At 69.8% G+C, this 18,831-nt stretch carries 22 protein-coding genes; 4 read left to right on the top strand and 18 right to left on the bottom strand.

The features are described from left to right. Nucleotides 1-184: 184 nt before the first annotated feature. Nucleotides 185-784, top strand: a complete 600-nt coding sequence (locus ABZ420_RS15065; RefSeq protein WP_357122219.1) for a Uma2 family endonuclease — start codon at nt 185-187, stop codon at nt 782-784. A gap of 143 nt (nt 785-927) precedes the next feature. Here the strand turns inward: ABZ420_RS15065 and ABZ420_RS15060 are convergent, their stop codons facing one another. Both ABZ420_RS15060 and ABZ420_RS15055 read right to left on the bottom strand, forming a co-directional pair. After that, nucleotides 928-1,353: a DUF1772 domain-containing protein gene (locus tag ABZ420_RS15060; protein WP_357122216.1), complete on the bottom strand. Its 426-nt coding sequence runs from the start codon at nt 1,351-1,353 to the stop codon at nt 928-930. Continuing rightward, nucleotides 1,350-1,907: a peroxiredoxin-like family protein gene (locus ABZ420_RS15055; protein ID WP_357122214.1), complete on the bottom strand. Its 558-nt coding sequence runs from the start codon at nt 1,905-1,907 to the stop codon at nt 1,350-1,352. The genes ABZ420_RS15060 and ABZ420_RS15055 overlap by 4 nt, the downstream gene beginning before the upstream one ends. Nucleotides 1,908-1,978: 71 nt before the next feature. Between ABZ420_RS15055 and ABZ420_RS15050 the strand changes: the two genes are divergently transcribed. Further along, nucleotides 1,979-2,590, top strand: coding sequence for a TetR/AcrR family transcriptional regulator C-terminal domain-containing protein (locus ABZ420_RS15050; protein WP_357122212.1), 612 nt, complete (start codon nt 1,979-1,981; stop codon nt 2,588-2,590). A 15-nt stretch (nt 2,591-2,605) separates the two neighbouring features. On the opposite strand, the gene ABZ420_RS15045 is transcribed toward ABZ420_RS15050, so the two are convergent. Then, the gene (locus ABZ420_RS15045) at nt 2,606-3,742 is read right to left on the bottom strand and encodes a GDSL-type esterase/lipase family protein (RefSeq protein WP_357122210.1); all 1,137 of its coding nucleotides are present in this window, start codon (nt 3,740-3,742) and stop codon (nt 2,606-2,608) included. A gap of 107 nt (nt 3,743-3,849) precedes the next feature. Here ABZ420_RS15045 and ABZ420_RS15040 point away from each other — a divergent pair, with 107 nt between their 5' ends. Continuing rightward, on the top strand, nt 3,850-4,323 hold the full coding sequence (locus ABZ420_RS15040) for a MarR family transcriptional regulator (protein ID WP_357122209.1): 474 nt from the start codon (nt 3,850-3,852) through the stop codon (nt 4,321-4,323). 3 nt (nt 4,324-4,326) lie between these two features. On the opposite strand, the gene ABZ420_RS15035 is transcribed toward ABZ420_RS15040, so the two are convergent. The 8 genes from ABZ420_RS15035 to ABZ420_RS15000 all read right to left on the bottom strand — a co-directional run bounded on the left by ABZ420_RS15035 (nt 4,327) and on the right by ABZ420_RS15000 (nt 11,526). Next, the gene (locus tag ABZ420_RS15035; protein WP_357122206.1) at nt 4,327-4,464 is read right to left on the bottom strand and encodes a hypothetical protein; all 138 of its coding nucleotides are present in this window, start codon (nt 4,462-4,464) and stop codon (nt 4,327-4,329) included. Continuing rightward, complete coding sequence (locus tag ABZ420_RS15030) at nt 4,461-5,237, bottom strand: SDR family oxidoreductase (RefSeq protein ID WP_357122203.1); 777 nt, start codon at nt 5,235-5,237, stop codon at nt 4,461-4,463. Before ABZ420_RS15030 ends, ABZ420_RS15035 begins: the two co-directional genes overlap by 4 nt. A gap of 95 nt (nt 5,238-5,332) precedes the next feature. Next, the gene (locus ABZ420_RS15025) at nt 5,333-5,428 is read right to left on the bottom strand and encodes a CGNR zinc finger domain-containing protein (RefSeq protein ID WP_357122200.1); all 96 of its coding nucleotides are present in this window, start codon (nt 5,426-5,428) and stop codon (nt 5,333-5,335) included. Nucleotides 5,429-5,501: 73 nt separating this feature from the next. Continuing rightward, a complete protein-coding gene (locus tag ABZ420_RS15020) occupies nt 5,502-6,452 on the bottom strand; it encodes a YafY family protein (protein WP_357122197.1) in 951 nt (316 codons plus the stop codon). Nucleotides 6,453-6,473: 21 nt separating this feature from the next. Continuing rightward, nucleotides 6,474-8,486 carry a 5-oxoprolinase/urea amidolyase family protein gene (locus ABZ420_RS15015; RefSeq protein ID WP_357122436.1) on the bottom strand — a complete coding sequence of 671 codons (2,013 nt, stop codon included), beginning with the start codon at nt 8,484-8,486 and terminating at the stop codon, nt 6,474-6,476. 56 nt (nt 8,487-8,542) lie between these two features. After that, entirely contained in the window at nt 8,543-9,157 is a 615-nt protein-coding gene (locus ABZ420_RS15010) for an urea amidolyase associated protein UAAP2 (RefSeq protein WP_357122194.1), read from the bottom strand. Further along, the gene (locus tag ABZ420_RS15005) at nt 9,154-9,906 is read right to left on the bottom strand and encodes a DUF1989 domain-containing protein (RefSeq protein ID WP_357122191.1); all 753 of its coding nucleotides are present in this window, start codon (nt 9,904-9,906) and stop codon (nt 9,154-9,156) included. The genes ABZ420_RS15010 and ABZ420_RS15005 overlap by 4 nt, the downstream gene beginning before the upstream one ends. A gap of 84 nt (nt 9,907-9,990) precedes the next feature. Next, nucleotides 9,991-11,526 carry an amino acid permease gene (locus ABZ420_RS15000; protein WP_357122188.1) on the bottom strand — a complete coding sequence of 512 codons (1,536 nt, stop codon included), beginning with the start codon at nt 11,524-11,526 and terminating at the stop codon, nt 9,991-9,993. Nucleotides 11,527-11,747: 221 nt separating this feature from the next. Between ABZ420_RS15000 and ABZ420_RS14995 the strand changes: the two genes are divergently transcribed. Then, on the top strand, nt 11,748-12,422 hold the full coding sequence (locus ABZ420_RS14995; protein ID WP_357122185.1) for a helix-turn-helix domain-containing protein: 675 nt from the start codon (nt 11,748-11,750) through the stop codon (nt 12,420-12,422). 3 nt (nt 12,423-12,425) lie between these two features. Here ABZ420_RS14995 and ABZ420_RS14990 read toward each other — a convergent pair whose 3' ends face one another. The 7 genes from ABZ420_RS14990 to ABZ420_RS14960 all read right to left on the bottom strand — a co-directional run bounded on the left by ABZ420_RS14990 (nt 12,426) and on the right by ABZ420_RS14960 (nt 18,815). After that, on the bottom strand, nt 12,426-14,159 hold the full coding sequence (locus ABZ420_RS14990; protein ID WP_357122433.1) for a TerD family protein: 1,734 nt from the start codon (nt 14,157-14,159) through the stop codon (nt 12,426-12,428). Between the two features lie 266 nt (nt 14,160-14,425). Continuing rightward, nucleotides 14,426-14,956 (bottom strand): hypothetical protein, encoded by a 531-nt coding sequence (locus ABZ420_RS14985; protein WP_040869942.1) that lies wholly within the window; start codon nt 14,954-14,956, stop codon nt 14,426-14,428. A 101-nt stretch (nt 14,957-15,057) separates the two neighbouring features. Next, a complete protein-coding gene (locus ABZ420_RS14980) occupies nt 15,058-15,858 on the bottom strand; it encodes a family 1 encapsulin nanocompartment shell protein (protein WP_357122182.1) in 801 nt (266 codons plus the stop codon). Next, nucleotides 15,855-16,907, bottom strand: a complete 1,053-nt coding sequence (locus tag ABZ420_RS14975) for a Dyp-type peroxidase (protein WP_357122179.1) — start codon at nt 16,905-16,907, stop codon at nt 15,855-15,857. Before ABZ420_RS14975 ends, ABZ420_RS14980 begins: the two co-directional genes overlap by 4 nt. Nucleotides 16,908-16,962: 55 nt before the next feature. Then, nucleotides 16,963-17,289, bottom strand: a complete 327-nt coding sequence (locus ABZ420_RS14970) for a cupin domain-containing protein (RefSeq protein WP_040869925.1) — start codon at nt 17,287-17,289, stop codon at nt 16,963-16,965. A gap of 198 nt (nt 17,290-17,487) precedes the next feature. Next, complete coding sequence (locus ABZ420_RS14965) at nt 17,488-17,991, bottom strand: dihydrofolate reductase (RefSeq protein WP_357122176.1); 504 nt, start codon at nt 17,989-17,991, stop codon at nt 17,488-17,490. Then, the gene (locus ABZ420_RS14960; RefSeq protein WP_357122173.1) at nt 17,988-18,815 is read right to left on the bottom strand and encodes a thymidylate synthase; all 828 of its coding nucleotides are present in this window, start codon (nt 18,813-18,815) and stop codon (nt 17,988-17,990) included. Before ABZ420_RS14960 ends, ABZ420_RS14965 begins: the two co-directional genes overlap by 4 nt. Nucleotides 18,816-18,831: the final 16 nt, after the last annotated feature.

Raw genomic sequence — 18,831 nt, 5'->3', positions numbered from 1 at the left:
AACGCGCCGTTCAGCTTCTCGACGGAAGCAGTGGCCCCCTCCCGGAATTGAGAGGGGGCCACTGCGCTAAGCGGAAGATCTGTACCGCGGGAATCGCCGAGCCAGGACAGTTTCCCGGTCCCTGGAGTGATCATCAGTCGAGTCCGTGGTCCGGGTTCCGGTCCGGACTGCAATGATGTCCGCTATGAGCGCTCCCGACGAGCAAAAGGTGCTGCGTGTGACGGCCGAGCAGTTCGCCGAAGGGGCGACCGCTGAGCTCGGTGACATCGAGATCGTCGACGGGCGCGTGGTTCGGCTGATGGCCCAGAGCCCCGTGCACAGTCGGGTGGTCCGGCGGCTGGCCGGGATGCTGGAGGCGGCCCGGCGCGACGGCGGCCCGTGCATGATCGTGGACTCCGACGTTGCCGCACGATTCGCTGACGCCGAATCCGCGGCGGCGGATAGGCGGTTGAACATCCGCTATCCCGACATCTGGATCCGGGACTGCGAACCCTACGACGTCAACACCGTGCGTGAACACATTTTGCTGGTGGTCGAGGTCACTTCCGAATCGACTATCGATGCCGATATCAACGACAAACGAATCCAATACGCGGCCGCAGGTATTCCTCGGTACCTGATCGTCCGGCTGGACCAAAAGGAAGAACGTATCGAAGAGATCGAGGAATACCGTCTCGACTGGTCCGGCCGCCGCTATCTCGCCCACACGGTCCATCGACGTGTATTGCTACTCGACGACCCGGTCGAAGCGACCATCCCATTCGATGTACTCGAACAGCCCTGACGACCCGTCCCTTCGGTCGTGAGTGGCACATGGCCGCGGCGAAGTGCGAGAAGCCCTTCCACCATGCGCCGCTCGCCGCGGTCAGTGAATTGTCGGAGAGGGCCGTGGTGGGAGCACGGTGGTCAGGACGACGAGGAGGAAAGCTAGTAGCGCGCAGGCCGTGCGGGTGAAGTGGAATGCTTCCCAGCGGCCGAGGATTTCGGCGTAGTCGGCGGGCGGGCCGGTGACGGCCATACCTTGATCTTCTGGTTGATCGGGACGTTGCCGAGGCGGGTGATGAGGAAGGCCGCGAACGCGAGCACGCTCGCGCCGCCTGCGAGCAGGCGTGCGCGACCGGTGGAGCGGGCGGCGAGTACCAGGGTGCTCAGGATGGTCAGGCCCATCAGCGATTGCATGACGACGCCGTTCACGCTCATCAGGGTGGTGTGGAAGGTGAAGCGCACATCCAAAGGGACTCGGCGGAACGCGTACACGACATTGACGGCCCCGTAACCGAACGCTCCGGCGAGCAGTCCAGCGGGAATCAACGCGAACACCCGGGCAAGCAACGGTCTTTCGGCAATCCTCACGCGTGACGCTCCGCCGGGACGAGCGCCAGCAGTTCGTCCACCGACCATTGGTCGTAGACGTGCGTGCCGTGCTTCGCGGCGAGCACGCGACCGTCGGGTGAGATCAGGAAATCGGCGGGCAGGCCGAGACTGCCGCCCTCCGGTGTGGTGGGCGGGGCGACCTGCCTGCGGCGCAGTGTCGCGTAAGCGTCGTGGGCGACGCCGCGCAGGATGGCGGGCCAGCCGCGCGGGTCGAGCAGCGCGCGGGGTGAGGTCTCGACGCCGAATTCGCGGTAGAGCTCGCGGTCCGGGTCGGCGATCACGTCGAGCGGCAATTCGGCGGTGTACTTGCGCAGTTCCTCCGCGCCGGAATGGAAGACGACCACTTCGCGGATGCCGGCGGCCGCGATCTCGTCCCGGCGGTTGACGATCGAACGCAGGTGCAGGTTGCACACCGGGCATCCGGCGAAGCGGCGGAACTGAAGGTGGATCAGGTCATCGGGATCCGGTATCCCGACTCGAGCACCGGAGATGGTGACCAGGGTGCGACCGGAGACGGTGGTCGGCAGCGACATGAGGGCTCCTCTCGTAGGTGTACTTCGTACGCCTACGACCAGTATGCGCGTAGCTTGTACGCTGTCAATCCGTGCCCCGTCCTCGCTCGCTGACCACCGCCGATCTCGCGGCGGCGGCCCTCGCCGTGCTCGATCGCGACGGGCTGTCCGCACTGACCATGCGCGCGGTGGCCCGGGAACTGGGCATGGCCACCATGGCCCTGTACCGCTATGTGCGCGACCGCGATGCGCTCGAGGTGCTGGTGGCCGACCACGTCTTCGCGTCGATCGACACGTCGCTCCCCGCCGGAAGCGGCTGGAAAGAGCGGGTGACGGTGCTACTCGAACATATCCGTGACGGGTTCTCGGCCCATCCGGCCGCCGTGCCGATCGTGCTGCGGCATCGGCAGTCGTCGGTGGAATCGCTGCGCGTGATGGAAGCGATGCTGGCGGTGCTCACCGAGGGCGGATTCACCGGACGCGCCCGCGTCATCGCCCAGCGCACGCTGGTCGCCTTCCTGATCGGCTACCTCCAGAACAAGCACTACGCGCCGCTGCCGGGGCAGGGGACGATCGTGATGGCCGAACTCCCCGCCGCGGACTATCCGCATCTGGCGCAGACCGCGGGCCAGGCCAAGGGCATGTCGGCCGACGACGAATTCCGAGGCGGCGTCGAGATCGTGCTGCGCGGCCTGGAGCCTTAGCGGGGGTGCGCCGCCTCAGCCGAAAAGGGCTGCCAAGTCCACGGTTTCGGCCATCGCCCGCGCCCCGGCGTCATTGAGGTGCATGCCGTCGCCGCTGTCGAATTCGGGGCGGATGAAGTCGGGCCGTGCCGGATCCTCGACCGCGCGCGCCACGTCGAACACCGAATCGAAGACATCGGTGCCGCGCAGCCATTCGTTCACGCGCCTGCGGGCCGGCTGCGCCTCGGCCACGTGCAGGCCTTCGTAGACGACGCCTGCGTAGGGGCCGATCGTGGCGGCGTGGACGGTGAGCCCCGCCGCGTGCGCACGCCGCGCCAGGGCGGTGAAGCCCGCGATCAGTTCGTCCGCGGTCGCGGGGGGTTGCCCGGTCATGCCGCCGAGACCGAGGTCGTTGATGCCGAAGTTGATCAGCACGCTGGTCACGCCGGGCACGCCGAGCGCGTCGCGGTCGAAGCGCGCCAGGCCCGCCTCGCCCACCCGGTCGAGCAGCAGCCGGTTTCCGGCGATGCCCTGGTTGACCACCCAACCTCGGTTCAGGCGCGTGTTGAGGACGTCCACCGATCGGCGATCGGCGCCCGGTGTGGTGCCGACGCCTTCGAACCAGGAATCGCCGAACGCCACGGCCACCGGCGTTTCCGCGGGCGCGAGCACGTCGACGCCGACCACGTAGAACCGTCCGGGAAACTCCTCGGCGGTCGCGAGCGCACTCTCGGAGACGGCGTTGCCGTCCGCGATGTAGGCGGTCTCCCCTGGTTGGTGCGAGAAGGTCGCCAGGCCGGTGGGCCCGGGCAGGTACAGGCTCAATGCCAGATCCGTGCCCGCCGAGACGGCGAGGTCCACCGGATCGCTGAACACTTCGCCGCCCGCCGGCACCACTACTTGCTCGGCGCCGCCGAACCGCAGCGCGGTGTCGGTCTCGGCGACGATCTCGCTGCCCGTCTTGCGCAGGGCGACTCGCGCCGCGCCGATCGTCAGCGGCGTCTTCCCGTAACGGTTGGTCAACCCGACCCGCACCCGCGCTCCGCCGCCCGCCAGGTGCAGTACTTGGCGCACCGTCTGGTCGGTGAACGCGTACGAGTCCGCGAACTTGATCGGCTCGTCCGGGTCGATCACGGCGGCGCGGAATCCGGCGATCCAAGCGGTGGACGACATGGGAACCTCCACTAGTTGCTGTGAGGAATATTGCGTATGCATATTTCTACAGATACCTATTCCTCGCGTCAACTATCCGCGAAGAAACCATCGGGTAGGTTTCGCCTATGGACGTGAACGAGCTGTTCGACGACCCGCGCCTGACAGCGATGGGTCTGCTGTTCGAGGCGCACAGCGGCGTGGTCGGCAAGCTGGAGCAGGTATGGAACGCGCACGGCTTGTCCGGACTGGATCTGAACGCCTTGATGCGGCTGAGCCGTTCGCCGGGGCGCAGGCTGCGCATGTCGGAACTGGCGGTGCAGACCGCGCTGTCCACCAGTGGTGTCACCCGGCTTGTCGATCGCCTGGCGCGCGGCGAGCTGGTGGAGCGGGAGCTGGATCCGGGGGATCGGCGCAGTGCGTACGCGGTGCTGACCGAGGCGGGCGCGGCGCGGCTGGCACAGGTGCTGCCGGACTATCTCGCCGCCGTCGACCGCTGGTTCGTCGGGTTGCTGACACCCGCGCAGCTGGCGGCGTTATCCGAGGCGCTGCGCGTCATCCGGGACGTCTCGAATCCCGAGGCCACGTTCCGGATGGACTGAGCATCACCGCGCGTTCGCGGCGAGCAGCCGTTCGAGGCCGTCCAGGATCAGTTCCGCGCCGAAGCCGAAATCGGCTATGCCGGAGTGCTTTCCGTCGATCACCAACTGGGCGAGTGCGAAGTGATCCAGCGGCCGGGTCACCCGGCCAGGACCGCGTCCCGGCGCTCGGTGAGGTAGTCCGACCAGGTCAGCTCGCCGACGTCGGCGCCATCGGTGACCAGGTTCTCGCCCGCGCGATAAACCCGGCCCGCTTTACCCGGCAACGGGATGGTCAGCAGCGCACGCCGCTTGCCGAGCACCGCCAGGTAGTCGCGGACCAGCTCGCGCATACCGAGTACTTCGGGTCCGACCAGATCCGGCACCCGGCCGGCGGGCGCGCCGACCGTCAGCTCCGCCAGCCGGGCCGCCACCTCACGCACGTGCACCGGCTGGAGGCGCACCCCGCCCAGGACCGGCAGCACCGGCGATTTCAGCATCGTGTCCACCAGTTGGGGCACGAAATCGTGGAACTGAGCGGCGCGCAGAGTGGTCCACGGGATACCCGACTCGGCGACAGCCTGTTCGGCGGCGAACTTCGCGCGGAAGTAGGTCAGCGGAAGCAGTTCGGCGGCGGTCACCGAGATGTAGACGATGTGCCCGACGCCCGCGGCGGCAGCGGCCCGCAACAGGTTCGCGGTGGCCACCTCGTCGCTCTTGGCGTCGCCCGCCAGGTGCAGGATGGTGTCGACGCCAGCCACCGCGGCCTCGATGCCCCTGTCGCGCAGCAGATCTCCGGTGACGAAGCGCACGCCGCCGTCCGGGCGATGATCGGTGCGGCTCAGCACGCGCACGTCGGCGCCGCGCTCGCGCAGCAGCGGCAGCACCTCGCGGCCCAGGGTTCCGGTGCCGCCGGTGACCAGGATCTTCGCGGTCATGACTGTCTCCGATCTCGTCCGTGCCGATGGGGCGTTCCCATCGCTTCACCGAGACGACGACGCGCGGGCGCGAATTGTGACACCGGTGGCCCGGATCACCCCCCCTGGCGGTCGCGGCGGACTTTGCTGAGGTTGCCGCAGCGGTCCATCGAGCACCAGCGGCGGCGGCCGCCCGAATTCGCCGCGATCACCGTCGCGCAGGTCGCGGGCTTCGCGGTGCCAGGCGCGGTCTGCGAGATCGAAGCCGTCCCGGCCTGAACCGCGTCAGCCGGCCGCCGCGCCGAGGCGGGCGGCGAGTTCGCGCAGGTGGGTGACGAGTTCCGGCGGTTCGTGCACCCGGAAGGGAAAGCCGAAGCCCGCGACGTAGATCGCGAGTTCGTCCAGCGAATCGGACCCGGTGCGGAGCACGCAGCTTTCGGCGTCCACCGCCTCGATCACTCCCACCGTCGGGGCGATTCGCTCGGCGGCCACTTCCGCCGCGACCCGCAGGGTGATGCGGGCGGCGTAGCGGTACGGCGCGGTCGTGACGCCACGGGAGAGGTAACCGGTCAGGTCGGCGTCGGGCGCCTCGCGCGGGATGAAGCGGGGGCCGGTCGGAATGCGGGGGAGCAGGCGGTCCACGCGGTAGGTGCGCCAATCCGCGCGATCGACGTCCCAGCCGACGAGATACCACCGCCTGCCCGTGTGGACCAGGCGATGCGGCTCGGTGGCGCGCACGGACGTGGCGCCGTCGTGGGTGCGGTAGTCGAAGCGCAGGCGGTGGTTGTCGCGGATGGCGGCCGCGACGGCGGTGAGAACATCCGGGTCGACCGTCGGGCCGCCCGCGGGCACGGTGACCGTCGCCGCTTGGAGCATGCTCACGCGGTAGCGCAGCCGTGCGGGCAGCACCTGCTCGAGCTTGGCGAGGGCGCGCAGCGAACTGTCCTCGATGCCCGCGATGGTGCCGCCCGCCGCGGTGCGCAGGCCGAGTGCCACGGCCACCGCCTCGTCGTCGTCCAGCAGCAGCGGCGGCAGCTTCGCGCCCGCGCCGAGCCGGTAACCCGCCACCCCGGGCGTCGCGTCCACCGGGTAGCCCAGTGTGCGGAGCTTGTCGATATCCCGGCGGACGGTGCGCACGTCCACGTCGAGTCGTTCGGCCAGTTCGGCGCCGGTCCAGTCGCGGGGGGATTGCAGCAGCGACAGCAGACGCAGCAGGCGGGCCGACGTTTCCAACATGGGGAGAAGTCTGCCCCACAGCTAGGGCAGCTTCTGTCCTGAATCCGTCAACTCTCCCGTCGAGCGCCAGGAGGTCCGTTCGGCGGTGAAGGCTTCCGCCTGCTTCGCGCGGAATTCCTCGATGGACGCTGCGTTCCCGGCCAGGAACGCCCGGTAGTCCGCGAGACGGAACTCGCCGTCCTCGGCGCGCACCCGCGCATTGCCCGCGGCGAAATCGGCGCGCAGATCGAGGAGTTCTTCCGCTTCGACCGGATACCAGCGAATGCGATCGAAATAGTGCAACAGCCAGGGAGTTTCGTCTCCTGACGCGGTGCGGTCCGCGCCAGGGGAAACCGCGGGCGCCGCGCCGGACCGGTGATTCCACACCTGCGTGGTGCGTCCGACGAACTGATAGCCGCCCGGCCCCTCCATTCCGTAGACGCACAGGTAGGCGCCGCCGATGCCGACCGCGTTCTCCGGCGTCCAGGTACGGGCGGGATTGTATTTCGTGGTGATCAGCCGGTGCCGGGGATCGGTGGGTGTGGCGACCGGTGCGCCGAGGTAGACGTCGCCGAGGCCGAGCACCAGGTACTCGGCCCCGAACACGGTGTCGTAGACGTCGGAGACGGAAGCAAGGCCGTTCATGCGGCGAATGAACTCGATGTTCCACGGACACCAGGGCGCGTCGGAGCGCACGCCGTGCATGTAGCGGGTGATCGCCTCGCGCGTGGACGGATCGTCCCAGGACAGCGGCAGATGGACGACCCGGCTCGGCACGACCAGCTGGTCGGCGGCGGGCAGGCGCGCTTCTGTCTCGGCGAGCAGGCCGAGCAGCGCGGGCACGGACAGGACGTGTGGATCGACCCGGATCTGCAACGAGCGGATGCCGGGGGTCAACTCGGTCACGCCGCGCACCCCGGCGGCGAGCAGGTGCTGGTGCAGGGCGTGCACGCGGGCGCGCAGGCCGAGATCCAAGGCCATGGCGCCGTATTCGACGAGCACGCCGTCGTCACCCGCGCGGCGGTAGGTCACCGCGGTCTCGTCGTCGACCTCGGCGCGGCGCAACACCCCGTCGTCGCCGTCGCCGCCCGCCGACAGCACGGTGGGCCACGCGGCCCGGCGCGCGCGCCCGAGTTCACGGATGGGGGCGGCGTGGTCACCGCGCACCGGCACGAACCGCACGCTGTCGCCGGGCGACAGCTGACCCAGCTTCCAGCGGTCGGCCGCCACGACGGTGACCGGGCAGACGAAACCGCCGAGACTCGGACCGTCCGGACCCAACAGGATGGGAGTGTCGCCCGTGAAGTCCAGCGCGCCGACCGAATACGGGGTGTCGTGGATGTTCGACGGATGCAGTCCCGCCTCGCCGCCGTCGGTGCGGGCCCATTCCGGCTTCGGCCCGAGCAGCCGGACGCCGGTGCGGTCGGAGTTGAAGTGCACTTCGTAGTCGGTGCCGACGACGGTCTCGAAGTCCGTACGGGTGAAGAACTCCGGCGCACCGTGCGGGCCCTCGGTGACCGCGAGTTCCCAGCGCCGGGTGAGCACGGGTTGTTCGTCCATCGCCACGCCCGCCGTGACCCGGCCGTGGTGCGCGCCCAGTGGCAGCGAGTCACCGGCGCGCAACGCGCCGCCGGTGCCGCCGCCGAAGCGGCCGAGCGTGAACGTGGCCGCGCTGCCGAGGTATTCGGGCACGTCGATGCCTCCCGCGATCAGCACGTAGCAGCGCATGCCCGGCCCACGCACCGCGCCGACGTCCAGTACGCCGCCCGCGGGCACCCGTACCGTCCGCCACTGCGGCACGGCGACGCCGTCCACGGTCACCTCCGCCGGGGCGCCGGTGACGCAGACCCAGGCCGGTGCGCCGAACCGCAGCGCGGGGCCGCCGAGGGTGCATTCCAGTCCGGCGGTGCCCTCGTCGTTACCGAGTGCTCGGTTCCCCAGCCGGAAGGACAGATCGTCCATCGGCCCCGACGGCGGCACGCCGACGTGCCAGTACCCGATCCGGCCCGGCCAGTCCTGCACGGTGGTGAGCATGCCGGGGCGAACCACGTCCATGCCGGGTCGCGGCGTCTCTGCCTGCGCCGACCCGGCCACCGGTAGCTCGGTGAGGGTCATCGCGACACCACCATGCGCACCGGAGTCGGGTCGAACCCGTTGCAGGGGTTGTTGATCTGCGGGCAATTCGACACCAGCACCAGCGTGTCGATCTCGGCGCGCAGCGTGACCCGCTTGCCCGGCGCGGACAGTCCGTCCACGATGCCCAGCGTGCCGTCCGCCTCGACCGGAACGTTCATGAACCAGTTGATGTTCGACACCAGGTCGCGTTTGCCCAGCCCCCAGCGCAAGGCCTCGGTGAGGAAGTTCTCCACGCAAGCGTGCTGGTGGCGGGTGTGCCTGCCGTAGCGCAGCGTGTTCGATTCCTGTGAGCAGGCGCCCGCGATGGTGTCGTGGTTGCCGACGTCGTCGGCCACGACGGTCATCAGCGTGGTGCCCGCGTCGGTGCGCAGTGCGCTGCCGGTGGTGAGGAAGATATTGCGCTGGGCGGCGACCGTGGCCTGCGCGCTGTAGCGGTCGGCGTGATCGGCCGCCGAGTACAGCAAGCAGTCCACCGCCTGGTTGCCGTGCAGATCGATGATCTCCAGGTGCTCGCCCGCGTGGACCACGGCCGACCACGGCGCGCGGGCGGGGACGGTCTCGTCGAGCACGATGACGCGGGCCGTGGTCATGCGGTTGCCTCCAGGGTCAGGCCGGCCGTCCAGGCTTGTTCGGTGTTCTGCACCGCCCGTCGGTATTCCGGGTCGTCGTTGACGGGTGTGGCGAGGTCTTCCGGCGCGGCCCAGGCGACGAAGTCGAGGTCCGTCGCGGGCCGGTCGTCCAGCGGGTGCGCGGAGTTGGCCACCAGCACGGTGACCGGCAGGTGCGTGAGCAGATCGACGGAGGAGCCCGCGCCCGCACTGCCGGTGGCGGTGAGCGCGCCGTCGTGCTCCACCCGCACGCCGCGGAAGAACGTGACCGTCGGCCCGATGTCGCGGGGCGCCAGCCCGTGTTTGGCGCCCGCGAGTCGCAGCAGATGGCGCGCTTCCGCGGTCGGCCCGCAGAGTGCGTCGTGGTGGCCGGAGGTGTCGTCGAGCACGGTCGCCAGCACGCGGCCCTGGTCCGACAGCAGCGGGTGACCGCCGCCCAGATACGCCTGCCACGGCACCTTGACCGTGTCGGCGACGTTCAGGCGCTCCCACGGCGCGTCGGTGCGCACCAGCAGCAGGTGCGCGCAGGCCGCGCCGTCCGGATCGGACAGGCGCACGCGGGTGCCACGCCCGAGGGCGATGTTCGTGTAGCCGCCCGGCGGAATTCGCTGCGCGAAGGTGAGTTCGTCGGCGGAGACGCCCGCGGGCAGCGCGGGCTTCGCGATCGTCGCCGCCGCGGCCTGCGCCCGTGCGTGCGCTCGCGCGCCGGAGGTGTCCGCAGTGGTTGTCACGATGAATTCCTCTCGGAGATCGGTTGTTCGAAACGGCGACCGGGTTGCGGCGGTGCCCGGCAGTGCACCGCCGCATCGGGGCGTTCAGGCCGGTTGCGGCGCGGGCTCGGCGCTCGCGAGACCGCGCGACCAACCGACCACGAAGCGATGCGTCAACACGCCGACGGCGAGCACCAGCAGCACGAAAAGCGGTGCGGCCCAGAGCATCCACCAGCCGCCGCCGTCCGGGGCGTAGACCTCCGCGCGAGGCCAGGCGAGATTCACGACCATCGCGATGCCCCAGACCACCGCGAGCGCGTTGATCGGAATACCGAACCGGCCCAGGCCGAACAGTCGAGCGTCGGTACCCGCGTCGGGCAGCCCGGTCCACCGGCGGATCAGCAACGGCACCGTCACCAGCAGGTAGGCCAGATACAGCGTGACGATGCAGACGCTCGCCAGCGTCGCGAAGATCGCGGCGTTGCCGAGATTGAGCGCCAGCAGGCCGATGCCGAGCGCGCCGATCACGACGGCGGGCAGCACCGGCGTGCCGTACCGCGGGTGCACCGCGGCGAGCTTCGTGGCGAACGGCAGCTTCCCGTCCCGCGCCATGGAGAACATCAGCCGCGAGCCCGCGGTCTGAATCGCCAGGGTGCACACGGTGATCGCGACCGCCACGCAGCCCAGCAGCACCTTGCCCGCCGGGCTGTCCAGCTTGGCGGTGAGCACATAGGCAAGGCCCTCGGAGGACAGCGCGCCGTCGGACAGGCTCGGTGCGGCCATCAGCGCGCCCAGCAGCATCAGCCCGCCGCCCAGCGCCGAGACCGACAGCGCGGTAAGGATGGTGCGCGGCGCGACCCGGCGCGGGTTCTTGGTCTCCTCGGAGAGCTCTCCCGCGGAATCGAACCCGACCATGACATAAGCCGCCATGAGCCCGGACACCAGGAAGGCAGCCCAGTAGGGACCCGGCGCGGCTTGATCGGTGTGCAGCACCACACCCGGTCCGCGCTCGGCGGTGGTGAAGAACAGCGCGATGATCGCGAGGACGCCGACGATCTCGACGGTGACGCCGATCGAATTGATCCGGGCCATCAGGTCGATGCCGAGAACGTTGATCAGCGTGGTCACCACGAGCAGGATGCTGCCCAGCAGTACGGCATTGGTCGCGCCGGACGGCGAGGTGAGCGCGGTGTCGGTGCCGACGAGCTGGAATCCGCTCCAGATCGATGGCAGCACCACCTGTAGGGCGATCGCCGCCGCCGCGGCGGTGACGATCTGCGCGATGATCATCATCCAGCCCGCGAACCAGCCGACGAGTTCGCCGCCGAGCCGTCGGGACCATTGGTAGATACACCCCGAGATCGGGTAGCGCGCGGCCAGTTCGGCGAAGTTGAGCGCGACGAGGAACTGTCCGGCGAACACGATCGGCCAGGTCCAGAAGAAGGCGGCTCCGCCGAACGAATAGCCGAAGCCGAAGAACTGGAAGATCGTAGTCAGGATCGAGACGAAGGAGAAACCTGCCGCGAACGAGGCGTAGCGCCCGAGTTTGCGGTGCAGGACGGGCTGGTAGCCGAACCGGGCGAGGTCGGCGCCGTCACCGGTGAGATCGGGGGGTGGGGGCGGGGCGAGCGTGGTGGCCATGGGCGGTCCTTCGGCGAGCGGCCAATAACTATCAGACGACAGTTTTGCGGCCGCGATCGCGCTTTCGGTGACCTGTGTGTATCGCTTCGGCGACCCCCGGTAACTTCTGGGTTGCCGTTATTTCTATCAAGTGACAGAAAACGCACCGGGCGCTGTTCCCGGCTCGTGCGTACCCCGGCCCGCACCGGAGCGTCCCCGCGCCGACCTGCCAGAATGGGCCGGTGGCAAACCTCGGTCCCGGACGTCCGCGCGTCGAACAGCGGCGCCGACGCGGATCGACGCCGCGCGCCGAGATCCTCGACGCCGCAGGCGAACTGTTCACCACCAACGGTTATGCCAACACCTCCACCCGCGCGATCGCCGACGCGGTCGGCATCCGCCAGGCTTCGCTGTACCACCATTTCGCGGCCAAGGACGACATCCTCGACGCGTTGCTCGCCGCAACCGTCGCGGCGCCGATCGAATTGGCCGAGCGGCTGCGCGCGGCGCCAGAGCCGGTGCCGGTCCGGCTGTACGCGCTGGCGCTGTTCGATGTGCGGCAACTGTGCGCCTCGCGCTGGAACCTGGGTGCGCTGTACCTGCTTCCGGAGTTGCGCACCGAGCGCTTCGCCGCGTTCCGCCTGCGCCGCGACGAATTGCGCGGCCACTATGAGGCTTTCGCCGGTCAGGTGCTGTCCGAGTGCGCTGCGCCGAGCGCGCCGGGCACCGAGTCGCTGCCGTTCCGGTTGGTGGAGACGGTGATCGGCATGCGCTCCGACGAGGGCGCCGCGCCCAGGTACGCGGAGCGGACCATCCCGGGGGCGGTGCTGCGCACACTCGGCTGGTCCGGCGATCTCGACGCGATACGGGCCAAGGCGGTCGTGCTGCTGGACCGGCTCGCGGCGCCCGCTGACTGATTCTCAGGACTTCCCGGTGCCCCGCACCCAGTCCAGTCCCCAGGCGTACGCCTTGTCGACCTCGGTCACACCCCAGCGCGGACGGTTCGGCGGCGGCGGAACGAAGCGGCCCTCCCTGCGCACCACCAGCTCCGTGCCGGTGTTCTCGATGAGCGCCAGCACCACGTCCCGGGAGCCGTCCGTGCAACCATCGACGCTCAACTCGATCGGCGGCGCGGCCGCCGGGTACAGCGTCGCGGTAGCCCCGATACCGCGGAAGTCGGCCGCGCCGTCGTAAAGGGTGGCGAAGAGCAGGATTCGACGGAACTCGGCTCCGCGACCGAGATCGATCTCCAGGTTCTCCCCGGCCGCGCTCGCCCCGGACCGGTCGTCCGCGTCCAACCGGATGAACGGCGGCCGCTCCAGCGACCCCGAATCGCCGACCGAACGGATGTCGCCCTTGCGCCCATCGACCAGTTCCCAGAAGCAGCACAGATCCAGATCCACCGCGCCGCTCGCGCCCTGCGGCGAGGCCCAATTCAGGTTGACCCGCATGATGCCCGCGGTCGCGCCGTGCGCGGTCAGCGACACAGAGGGAAAGTCCTTCGTCAGCGAGAGCTTGCCGAAAGACTGTCCCCCTGAGGCCCATGCAGGAGCGCTGTGCCCCGACTGCCCGGCTGGTGCCGGGGCGTACCGGCCCGGTGGGTAGTGCCCGGGCGGCGACGTATGGCGTCCCGAGGCCGGATACCGGTTGAAATGAGTTGCTGCGGTCGGGTTCCGGCCGTAGGGCGGGTACCCGTCCGGCGGTGGCGTCGGGTCGCCCGGCGACGTGTAGTCGCTCGGCTGTGTGGGGTACCGCAGAGGTGCAGGCTGGTCGGAGGGAGCCGGGTGCCCACCCGGCGTGATGTGCTGACCGGGCGGCGGTGCGGTAGGGCTTCGCCAGGTCGACGCGCCGGAATGACCGGCTTCGAAGGGCATCGGCGCGGAAGGCGGCTCGGCGAATCGGCTGAGTCCGGCCGCCCCCGGGTCCGGCACGACCGGTTCACTCGGTCGCGGCACCGAGGGCGGAGTCGACGGGTTCGGCGCGGGCGGCGTGACCTGATTCGGTTCGGTAGAGCCGGATCCGGGCGGATGCGCCACGAGCCGACCAGGCTCCGGCGGTACCGCCCCGGACGGTGGCGGTGGCGGCGTGAACTCGTGTGACGGCGCGGATGGCGGTGGCGGAGGCGTGTATTCGTGCGGCGGGGCGGGCGCCTCGTCCACGGAGATCCCGTAGTCGGCGGCGAGTCCGGCCAGACCGGAGATGTACCCCTGGCCCACCGCGCGGAACTTCCAGCCCCCGTCGCGCCGGTACAGCTCACCGAGTACCACCGCGGTCTCGCTCGTCGCGCCGATGCTGTCGAAGCGGGCCAGCTCCGCTTCGCTGTCCGCGTCCACGACCCGCACGAACAGTCCCTCGAGCTGCCCGACGGCGTCGCCGTCGGTAGATGCCGCGATCACGATGCCGTCGACCTGCGGCTCGACCCGCGCCAAGTCCGCGGCCAGCACGTCCAGCACGATCGATCCCGACCGCTTGCCCTCGTGGCGTACGGCCCCGGAAGGGTGCGTGGGCTGGTTGTAGAAGACGAAATCGCGGTCGGATCGCACCTTTCCGGATACCACGAGCAGTGCGGAGGCGTCGGCGTCCGCCCCGGCCGCCCAGCCCACTTCGATCCGGACGGCGGAACTCGGCACGGGCACGTTGGCGCCCTTCGGCATGGACACGCCTGTCAACGTAACCGAAACCCGCGCACGGCGTCCCGCATCGGCGCGCTCCGCTGCTCGGCCGTCGCGCTCGAGCTGGTTGGTCGGCCGTACTGCGTCCGCGTCTGCACTGGGCTATCGCTTCTCCGGGTCGGCGGTACGGCGTCCGCGTCTGCGCTGTGCCATCGCATCTCCCGTCCGCTCGGGATCCCGCAACCGCGGGCTCGGCGATCGGGCGTCGGCGGTTCGGCCGCACCGCACGCGCGCTCGGCCGTCGCGTCTCAATGGGTCGGCGGCGCGATCTGCCAGTGCTCCTGGAGCGCGCCCGCGATCTGCGGGAGCACGGTCACCGGAATGCGCTTGCGCCGCAGAATCGCCCTGATCTCCGTGACCTGATCGCGTTTGCGCAGGTCGTAAGCGCCCGCGACGGGGCGGACCACCGGAGGGATGGACAGCAGCACCAGCTCGCCGTGCGGCTCGTCGCCACCGGACAGATCCAACGCCAGCGACCAGCGGGAGCGCTCGTCGAGGGTGAAGCGCCCGGCCACCACCCGGTCCCACGAGATGCTGGAGACCGTCCACGGCTTGCGCCGGTAGATGGCGTGGTCGGTGAGCACGATGGCGTCCCTGGTGAACAACGCGGCCAGCACCGCGATACCGACGACGGCTCCGGCCAGCAGTCCGGTGAACACTCGGTTCACCCCGAACGCGGCGACGAACGAGCCGCAGATCGTGACGGTCGCCAGGATGCCGAACACGCTGTAGAGCGCGGCGCGCTGGGTCGGGACCACACCTGCCCGCACCGTTGTCATCTCACCTACCTGCCTCGGGCGCATTTCCGGCTCACGCTACCGCGTCGCGCACCGGCGCACACCTGGCGGTTTCCCAGATGTGGCCGATGCGCGGGCGGTGCTCAGACGGTGAGCGGGACCGCGGCCTCCGCGGTGTACACCAGGAACGTCAGGCTCTGCTGGAAGTACAGCTGGACCGAGGTGCTGTCGTGCGACAAGTAGCCGACGGACAGGTCCTGCCCGACGCGCAGATCGAAATCGCCGCCGCGGGTGGTGAGCACGATCGCGCCGTCGATGGCGGGCGCCCAGATGATCTCGCCTTCCGGGATCAGGCGCTCGATGTGCGTGCGGATCATGTGGCCGTGATCGGAGGTCTCGCTCACCGCCGTGAACAACTCGGCGCTGAGCAGCACCGAGTACGGTCCGTCGACGCCCGCCAGCCGCAGCGCGCTCAAGGCTTGCGCGATCGCCTCGGGGACCAGCCGGGTGTCGCTGGGCAGCGTGATCGGCTCGTTGGACGCACTCGCGCGGATGCCGGTGATGTGCGCGGCCGGATATCCTTCGAAGATCGCCCGGTCCTCGGCGAACGCGATCTTCTTCGCGGCGTCCTTCACCGGATCCAGGTCGGCGTCCTGGGCGCCGCGCTCCACGTTGTCGAGTTCCTCGCGCGACAGCGTGAACGGCACGCGCAGTTCGACCAGCGGCGCGACCACCCGCTGGCGGGCGAACACTCCGGAGCCGGGTGAGTCGATCGGTGTGGTGTGCCCGGTGCCCACCGCGGAGTAGTCGATGCCGTGCGGGCCGGAAAGGTCGACGACGCGACGGCCCGCGATGTGCCGCTTGAAGGTACGCGTCGCCTCCTCCTCGATGGCCGCCCACGCCTCGGCGGTGATCGGCGCTAGTTCGCGATGGAGGTTGTTCATGACCGGGTGCTCCTTTTCAACGAGCCGATACCGAGGGCGCCGTCGCCCGAGGGCACGGCGGTGCCGGACAGTTCTGCCGAACCGGCTGTGTCCACCGGCGCCGCGGTTTCCGCCGTCTCCCGTGGCGCCGGTGGCAGATCGTCGAGGAAATCGACGGTGGGTGCGAAGAACGAGGTGCCGGTGAGGGCGACGGAGAAATCCAGGATGCGGTCGTAGGCGGCCTCGCCGGTGCCGAGGAACATGCGGGTGAGCATGTGCTCGGTGACGCTCGGCGTGGCCGCGTACGCGATGTAGTAGGTGCCGAATACCCCCTCGCGCACGCTGCCGAAGGGCATGTTGCCGCGCAGGATCTGGCGTTCGGTGCCGTCCGGATCGATCAGCGTGTTCATCTCGACGTGCGAGTCGGCCGGCTTGATCTCGTCGGGGAGTTCGAAGTCGTCCAGCTTGGTGCGGCCGATCACGCGCTCCTGCTCTTCGACCGACAGCGCGCGCCAGTCGGCCAGCGGGTGGGTGTACTTCTGCACGATCACGTAGCTGCCGCCGGCGAATCGCGGGTCCTCGTCGCCCACCAGCGCGGCCGCGGTGGCCGCGCGGCCCTCCGGGTTCTCGGTGCCGTCCACGAAACCGAGCAGGTCACGCTGCTCGAAATAGCGGAAGCCGACGGTCTCGTCCACGATCGTGCCCGCGCCCGCCAGCCGGTCGCCGATGGCCATGGCCAGTTCGAAACAGGCGTCCTGCACTTCGGACTTGATGTGGAACAGCAGGTCGCCCGGTGTCGCGGGCGCGGTGTGCCGTGCGCCGACGTAGCCGGGGAACGGATGCAGCTCAGCGGGTTTCGGCCCGGCGAAGAGGCGGTCCCACGCGTCGGAGCCGATCGACGTGACGCAGGTCAGGTTCGCGCCCGGCAGGCGGAAGCCCACCGAGCGGCGCAAGCCGGTGATGTCGGCGAGCAGGTCGCGGACCGCCGCTTCGCCGCCCTCGTCGATCGTGGCGACCAGGAAGATCGCGGACGGCGTGAGCGGTTCGAGGATCGGCTGCGGCTCACCCATGATCGACACCCTAATGCCCGGCCGGTCCGGCCACGGTGCGGACCCGCACGGGTGGCTACATCGCTACGGTCAGCAGGAACGCGACGTCATCGATCGCCTTGACGCTGTGGCGCGCCTTGGGCACCACGATCAGATCGCCTTCCGAGCCTTTCCATTCGTTGGCGCCGCTGAGCAGAACCAGGGTGCCGCTGAGCACCAGCAAGGTGGCTTCGCCCGTATTGTCGTGCTCGGCCAAGCTGTGCCCGGCCTTCAGGCCGACCACCGTCTGCCGCAGGGAATGCGTATGGCCGCCATAGAGTGTCTGGGAACTGCGCCCGCTCGTGGCGATGGTCGCCAGCTTCAGTTGCTGGCGCGCTACCGCAGTCAGCGATTTCTTTTCCATGGACCGCCTTTCGCAGATCACCACAGCCGATGCCGGGCTGGTGGCAACGGCTCGAGGCGTTCGGCCGGACGCGCGTCCGGCCGCCGCATATCGAGGAGTATGCCCGAGTCGGCCGCGGAGCGGGCCGGGTTTCACCGGCCCCGGTCCTGACGTCGGCGTTCAGGGCCGCACGCGGCGTGGCGTCCGCCGGGTTCTCCGCTAGGCGGGCCGCCGTGTGTAGTGCCGGATGCGGAAGCGCAGCCCGGTGGCCGAGGTGCGCCATGGCTCCGGGACGTCGGGCCGCCACTCCGGTCCGATGGACGGCGCGAAAGCGTCGCCCTCGACCGTGGTGTCGATCTCCGTGACGCGCAGGTCGGTCGCGAACTCCAACGCGGCGCGGTAGATCTCACCGCCGCCCGCGACCCACACCGCGTCCGGGGCGCAGGCGGCCAGCGCCTCGGGCACCGACGACATGCGCTCGGCGCCTTCGGCCGACCAGTCGGGCTGCCTGGTCACCACGATGTTGCGCCGACCGGCCAGCGGCCGGAACCGCGGTGGCAGCGAGTCCCAGGTCCGGCGGCCCATCACCACGGGATGCCCCCAGGTCACGTCCTTGAAGTGCGCCATGTCCTCGGGCAGCCGCCAGGGAATGGTGTTGCGGAACCCGATCACCCCGTCCAGGGTCTGCGCCCAGATGAGCCCGATCGTGCGGCTTTCGCTCACACCGCCACCGGGGCCTTGATGGCCGGATGAGGGTCGTAGCCGACTACTTCCACGTCCTCGTAGCGGTAGTCGAACAGCGTCGGGGCGGGATGCAGCCGCAGCGTGGGGAACGGGCGCGGGTCACGGCTGAGCTGCTCGGTGACCTGGTCGAGGTGGTTGTCGTAGATGTGGCAGTCCCCGCCGGTCCAGATGAAGTCACCGGGAGCCAGCTCGGTCTGCTGGGCGACCATGTGGGTGAGCAGCGCGTAGCTGGCGATGTTGAACGGCACGCCGAGGAACAGGTCGGCGCTGCGCTGGTAGAGCTGGCAGGACAGTTTGCCGTCGGCCACGTGGAACTGGAAGAACGCGTGGCAGGGCGCCAGCGCCATCTTGCCCAGGTCGGCGACGTTCCACGCCGAGACGATGATGCGCCGGGAGTCCGGGTCGGTGCGCAGGGTTTGCAGCACCTGGGCGATCTGGTCGATGTGGGTGCCGTCGGGGGTCGGCCACGACCGCCACTGCACGCCGTAGACCGGGCCGAGCTCGCCGTCGGCGTCGGCCCATTCGTCCCAGATGGAGACGCCGTGGTCGCGCAGCCAGCCGACATTGGAGTCGCCGCGCAGGAACCACAGCAACTCGTAGACGATCGACTTCAGGTGCACCTTCTTCGTGGTGACCAGCGGGAAGCCCGCCGCGAGGTCGTAGCGCAACTGGTGGCCGAAGATGCTGCGCGTTCCGGTGCCGGTGCGGTCGGCCTTCTTCGAGCCGGACGCCAGTACCAGCCGCAGCAGGTCCTCGTACTGGGTGTCGGGGGCGGAAGCCGGATCGAGCGCGTCGTGAGCCACGTTCGGCAACTCTAGT

The sequence above is a fragment of the Nocardia sp. NPDC005745 genome, from assembly GCF_040630775.1.
Taxonomy (GTDB): Bacteria; Actinomycetota; Actinomycetes; order Mycobacteriales; family Mycobacteriaceae; genus Nocardia.
The sequence above is the reverse complement of the archived record's forward strand: the minus strand, read 5'-3'. Positions and strand labels throughout refer to the sequence as shown.

Bases quoted from the DNA above. Each gene is read 5' to 3' on its own strand.
- ABZ420_RS15065 (WP_357122219.1), top strand. From the start codon at position 185: ATGAGCGCTCCCGACGAGCAAAAGGTGCTGCGTGTGACGGCCGAGCAG.
- ABZ420_RS15030 (WP_357122203.1), bottom strand. From the start codon at position 5,237: ATGACCGCGAAGATCCTGGTCACCGGCGGCACCGGAACCCTGGGCCGC.
- ABZ420_RS15040 (WP_357122209.1), top strand. From the start codon at position 3,850: ATGGACGTGAACGAGCTGTTCGACGACCCGCGCCTGACAGCGATGGGT.
- ABZ420_RS14975 (WP_357122179.1), bottom strand. From the start codon at position 16,907: ATGGGTGAGCCGCAGCCGATCCTCGAACCGCTCACGCCGTCCGCGATC.
- ABZ420_RS15020 (WP_357122197.1), bottom strand. From the start codon at position 6,452: ATGTTGGAAACGTCGGCCCGCCTGCTGCGTCTGCTGTCGCTGCTGCAA.
- ABZ420_RS14990 (WP_357122433.1), bottom strand. From the start codon at position 14,159: ATGCCGAAGGGCGCCAACGTGCCCGTGCCGAGTTCCGCCGTCCGGATC.
- ABZ420_RS14980 (WP_357122182.1), bottom strand. From the start codon at position 15,858: ATGAACAACCTCCATCGCGAACTAGCGCCGATCACCGCCGAGGCGTGG.
- ABZ420_RS14985 (WP_040869942.1), bottom strand. From the start codon at position 14,956: ATGACAACGGTGCGGGCAGGTGTGGTCCCGACCCAGCGCGCCGCGCTC.
- ABZ420_RS15055 (WP_357122214.1), bottom strand. From the start codon at position 1,907: ATGTCGCTGCCGACCACCGTCTCCGGTCGCACCCTGGTCACCATCTCC.
- ABZ420_RS15045 (WP_357122210.1), bottom strand. From the start codon at position 3,742: ATGTCGTCCACCGCTTGGATCGCCGGATTCCGCGCCGCCGTGATCGAC.
- ABZ420_RS15010 (WP_357122194.1), bottom strand. From the start codon at position 9,157: ATGACCACGGCCCGCGTCATCGTGCTCGACGAGACCGTCCCCGCCCGC.
- ABZ420_RS15000 (WP_357122188.1), bottom strand. From the start codon at position 11,526: ATGGCCACCACGCTCGCCCCGCCCCCACCCCCCGATCTCACCGGTGAC.
- ABZ420_RS14970 (WP_040869925.1), bottom strand. From the start codon at position 17,289: ATGGAAAAGAAATCGCTGACTGCGGTAGCGCGCCAGCAACTGAAGCTG.
- ABZ420_RS15015 (WP_357122436.1), bottom strand. From the start codon at position 8,486: ATGGACGTGGTTCGCCCCGGCATGCTCACCACCGTGCAGGACTGGCCG.